Here is a 4,021-nt window from a genome sequence, read left to right on the forward strand (position 1 = left end):
CAGCGTTTGTTAATGGTTTAACCCTATTTCTCATTGCAGTAATCATCATAATTGAGTCAATAAAGAGATTTATTTTTCCGGTCAACGTCGAGTGGAAAATAATGTTAACTATTGCCACACTCGGGCTAATTGCTAACATCATAGTCTTTTTCGTATTACATAGCAAATGCGAAAGCAATATAAACATAAAAAGTGCCGTACTGCACGTTATAGGAGATATTTTAGGTTCTGTAGCTGCCATACTTGCATCCGTGATTATCATGCTTACTGGATGGCAGATAGTAGATCCTATTCTGTCAGTATTTGTCAGCGTAATAATCTTAAACAGTGGCTATAAAATTCTCAAGAATTCTTGCCATATACTCCTTGAAGGTACACCAGAAGGTATATCTGCTGAAGAGATAAAAAGTGAGATTGTATCTGAGCTACCTGAAGTGACAGATGTGCACCACATACATGCGTGGTCACTGTCCGACAATTATTTTATAATTACCATGCATGCCAAGGTAAAGCAAAATGCACAACACACTGATATTTTATACGAGATAAAAAAAATACTACTAAATAAGTTCAAAATTGCACACTCCACAGTTGAGATTGAATACAATGAGTGTGCTGATGAGAAAATATTGAAGACATAGCTTAATATAGTGATAACGTATCCGTTCAACGTAGTGACTGCTATTAAGTTAAAGAAGGAATGGTTAAAGACTGAACAAAAAAATTATTAAGTGATATGGTAAATGCTGAAACAAAATAGAATAAACTTGATGTACAGGGAGAGTAGGCCAGTGGAACTTCCCCACTAGCCGCTCGCAGAACTGTACGTAAACCTCTCGATTTATACAGCTCCCATTATTCGGTACTTTGACTCCTATACTAGCCTCCAGTGGTAGAAAGTATTCGGATTCCCTGCTCTCATTTTTCCTAGAAGTTGCCTTGCTAGTCTTTTTCCCAATTTCCGATATTTCTTTCTTACCCACTTTTCTAGATGCCGCTCTATATTGTTAAGAAGTTTGTACATCTCCGTTCGGTAAAACCTGCCGTAATACTGACACCAGCCTCTGACTATTGGATTTACTTTCTTTGATATCTCCTCTAACTTCTTTCCTGTAAGTAGGTGTATTTTCCACGAACTTATGGTTGTAGTAATCTTCTTCTTGGCTTTATTGCTAATTGCAGGTATAAATGAGACAAAATAAGTTTCTATTTTGTTGTTTTTCGCTAGCCTAGGTCTAAAAGTGTAGCCTAGGAAGTCAAAACTTTGTATTGGAAACTCACCTCTCCTGTTATCGTCCTTACAGTACACTATTTGCGTCTTTTCAGGATGTATTTTTAGCTTACATTTTGCCAGTCTTTCTTCGATTGCTACTCGCATAAAATCTGCCTGTTCCTTGGTTTTGCAGTGTACTATCACATCATCCACATACCTCTCAAATGGTATTGTCGGGTAGTTTTGTTCCATCCATATATCAAATACATGATGCATGAATATATTAGAGATGATTGAGCCTCCTTGCGGAACTCCTTTTTCCCTAACTACCTTGCTGCCATCTGCTTGCTGAATAGCGGCTTTCATCCACCTTTCAACGTACAGTGTGACCCATTTGCAATCTGTATGTTTCTTGATAGCTTGTAATGCCAAGCCGTGGTCTACATTGTCGAAAAATCCAGATATATCAAGATCTATCGTCCAATCGTACCTCCAGCATCTCTTGCGTGCTGTATCTACCGCATCCAGTGCTGATTTATTTGGTCTATAACCATATGAATCCTCATGGAATTTTGGCTCTACTAGCGGCTCAAGATACATAGAAGCTGCTGTTTGCCCTATCCTATCGAATACTGAAGGAATACCTAAAATTCTTTGTCCTCCCTCCAGTTTCTTTTGGTATTGCTACTGCTTTTACAGGCTCTGGAAAATAACTTCCGGATGACATTCGATTCCATAATTTGTATAGATTATCTTTTAGATTTTCTTCAAACTTTATTATCGAAACCTCATCCACACCAGCAGCACCTTTATTCTTCGATACTTGTTTATAAGCTCTCCAAATAAGCTGCTTCGGTATATCAAAAGACTTTGTTTTATTCATTTACTCCTCCCTTTCGGTTGACAAATAATTAAAACTGAATAACTTAGCCCCTTTGCTCCATTTCCATTACAGAAACTTCTTCACTACTACGAGCTAATCCGCCCCTGTTTTCCGCATTGGTACTCTCACCCTTGGAGTTTAGCTCCTTGAATTTCTCCCTTATCATCGTAACGACAGGTTCCCGTAGTTCTACACAATAGCCAAAAATAGACTCGCGCCACCTCTATGCCGGACACTACCTATCCAGTAAACAAGCTCCCGATAGATTTATCCTAAGTGTATAGAAAGCACTTAGTTTTAATGTCGTTCACAGGAATTTCGACACTTCTTCAGTGGTTCATTTTCATTCGCCTTCCTATTTCATACATGACGCATAATTGCGCCTTTTCCATAACGCTCACTACCTTGACTCTTGACCAAAGCAGCTTATGGTAGTTTGAAGCCTGCTCTTGTAAACCGGCTCCGAGGGGCCCTCCCTCATCTATTGCATAGCTTTGCACTAGCTTGTTCTATATAAACATCCTTTGCATCTCTACGGCACACTTCTACATCATCTACTTTTTCAAGCTTGGTATTTGGCTTCAAAGTACTGTACAACGCAAAGCTCATACAAGCTAGTCCTATTATTCCTACAACCGCTGCTATGATATGCATTTTCATGATGTACGACGCAATACAACTTACCAACAACACTGTGCCAACAATACCAGCTATAATTGGTTGAATTGCCTTTTTTGATGATTTTTCGTCTGCAGAATTTCCTTTGCCAGATGGTTCAGCAGTAGAGGGGTTATCAGGGGCGTTTGGCTCTTGTGCAGTAGTGTCTATTGAAGCATTTTGGAGCTCTTCTCTGCTTTCACACATAGGTTGCCCTGTATTAAGAATCTCGCTATTCTCATTAATATCTTCATAGAATTCAGTGTCAGTGGTAACTTCATCAATTACAGGAGTAGTATCTTTATTCTTTATAGCTGTTACATCTTTTACACTATTTTCATCCTCAGATGTAGTAATTCTAGTATTGATAGCAGTTTCTGTTATAACAGTAGGAGAAGGGGCTTGCTGTTCCGTAGACGTTTCTACACTAAGAATATTTTCTGAAGGTTTTTTGGTTTCTTCTAGAAAGTCCTTACTGCTAGAGGCACTTGCTGTTGGAGTGGGCTTTCCCTTCCAATTTTTGAGTTTTTTGACAATAGCTTTTCTTATTTTTTTCAGCGTTCTCATAATGTTTTTCTCCTTATAAAATTTTTTGATTTAGTTGTAGTTGAAATAGCAAGCCGGTTCTAAAAACCTCAAAGCAGATGCAGCAAGATATTCTCTGTTTTCTTCAAATGCTAGCCAGTAGCGGTTCTCTTGCTCACATACAAAACCTGTTGCGTTAGAACCAGCAAAAATATCTAAAACAACATCTCCCGGTTGTGTTAGAAACCTAATAAAAAATTGAGGTAATTTAGCAGGAAATCGAGCTGGATGCTGTTTTATACCTAGTTCTTTACATGCAGTAAGATAGCGGCTGTTGGATTCTGAATTGGGAATCTGCAAAAGATTTGATGGAATGGCTCCCCCATTATCTTTACCAAAGCTACTACCAATATTATGTCCTGATGGTCGTTCTTTTGGAGTATAATAAGCCTTTGGGTTCTCGATAAGTTTTTTCATGCGGCTACTGTATTCCACTCGCACTTTTGTGACGTCTGCTTTAGGCCACTCAGTCTTGCTATACTGTGTTAACAGAATCTTTTACTCTGATTTTTTTCTTATTGACCCATTCAATCGGACTTGGCAATTTAGAAGGATTATACCAATAAAAATCTTCTGCAAGAAAGAATCCTATATCGTCACAGAAATGTATAAGCACTCTAAAATTATATAGACTTCTAGATGGCACGCCTTTTTCATAAGCCCCACCCAGATCAAGTACAAAA

8 protein-coding genes are annotated in these 4,021 nt (G+C 38.3%); 1 reads left to right on the forward strand and 7 read right to left on the reverse strand.

From position 1 onward, the window contains the following. Window positions 1-641: cation diffusion facilitator family transporter (locus tag HET73_RS06385; protein ID WP_174134218.1), on the forward strand; the 641-nt coding region annotated here is incomplete at its 5' end. A gap of 233 nt (window positions 642-874) precedes the next feature. Here the strand turns inward: HET73_RS06385 and ltrA are convergent. The 7 genes from ltrA to HET73_RS08675 all read right to left on the reverse strand — a co-directional run. Beyond that, on the reverse strand, window positions 875-1,882 hold the full coding sequence (ltrA, locus tag HET73_RS06390; protein WP_246210240.1) for a group II intron reverse transcriptase/maturase: 1,008 nt from the start codon (window positions 1,880-1,882) through the stop codon (window positions 875-877). Beyond that, on the reverse strand, window positions 1,836-2,096 hold the full coding sequence (locus HET73_RS08670; RefSeq protein WP_246210239.1) for a hypothetical protein: 261 nt from the start codon (window positions 2,094-2,096) through the stop codon (window positions 1,836-1,838). The genes ltrA and HET73_RS08670 overlap by 47 nt, the downstream gene beginning before the upstream one ends. A gap of 43 nt (window positions 2,097-2,139) precedes the next feature. Then, on the reverse strand, window positions 2,140-2,262 hold the full coding sequence (locus tag HET73_RS09145; RefSeq protein ID WP_255453341.1) for a hypothetical protein: 123 nt from the start codon (window positions 2,260-2,262) through the stop codon (window positions 2,140-2,142). Window positions 2,263-2,425: 163 nt separating this feature from the next. Next, the gene (locus HET73_RS06395) at window positions 2,426-2,596 is read right to left on the reverse strand and encodes a hypothetical protein (protein ID WP_174134219.1); all 171 of its coding nucleotides are present in this window, start codon (window positions 2,594-2,596) and stop codon (window positions 2,426-2,428) included. Beyond that, the gene (locus HET73_RS06400; RefSeq protein ID WP_174134220.1) at window positions 2,574-3,320 is read right to left on the reverse strand and encodes a hypothetical protein; all 747 of its coding nucleotides are present in this window, start codon (window positions 3,318-3,320) and stop codon (window positions 2,574-2,576) included. Before HET73_RS06400 ends, HET73_RS06395 begins: the two co-directional genes overlap by 23 nt. 30 nt (window positions 3,321-3,350) lie before the next feature. Then, the gene (locus HET73_RS06405; protein WP_343033096.1) at window positions 3,351-3,779 is read right to left on the reverse strand and encodes a site-specific DNA-methyltransferase; all 429 of its coding nucleotides are present in this window, start codon (window positions 3,777-3,779) and stop codon (window positions 3,351-3,353) included. 34 nt (window positions 3,780-3,813) lie between these two features. Further along, on the reverse strand, window positions 3,814-4,021 hold a 208-nt coding region (locus HET73_RS08675), incomplete at its 5' end, for a hypothetical protein (RefSeq protein WP_458694646.1).

The sequence above is a fragment of the Wolbachia endosymbiont of Atemnus politus genome (assembly GCF_013309895.1).

What these genes read in the sequence shown, in the direction of transcription:
- HET73_RS08670 (WP_246210239.1), bottom strand. Translation starts at nt 2,096, where the DNA reads ATGAATAAAACAAAGTCTTTTGATATACCGAAGCAGCTTATTTGGAGA.
- HET73_RS09145 (WP_255453341.1), bottom strand. Translation starts at nt 2,262, where the DNA reads ATGATAAGGGAGAAATTCAAGGAGCTAAACTCCAAGGGTGAGAGTACC.
- HET73_RS06400 (WP_174134220.1), bottom strand. Translation starts at nt 3,320, where the DNA reads ATGAGAACGCTGAAAAAAATAAGAAAAGCTATTGTCAAAAAACTCAAA.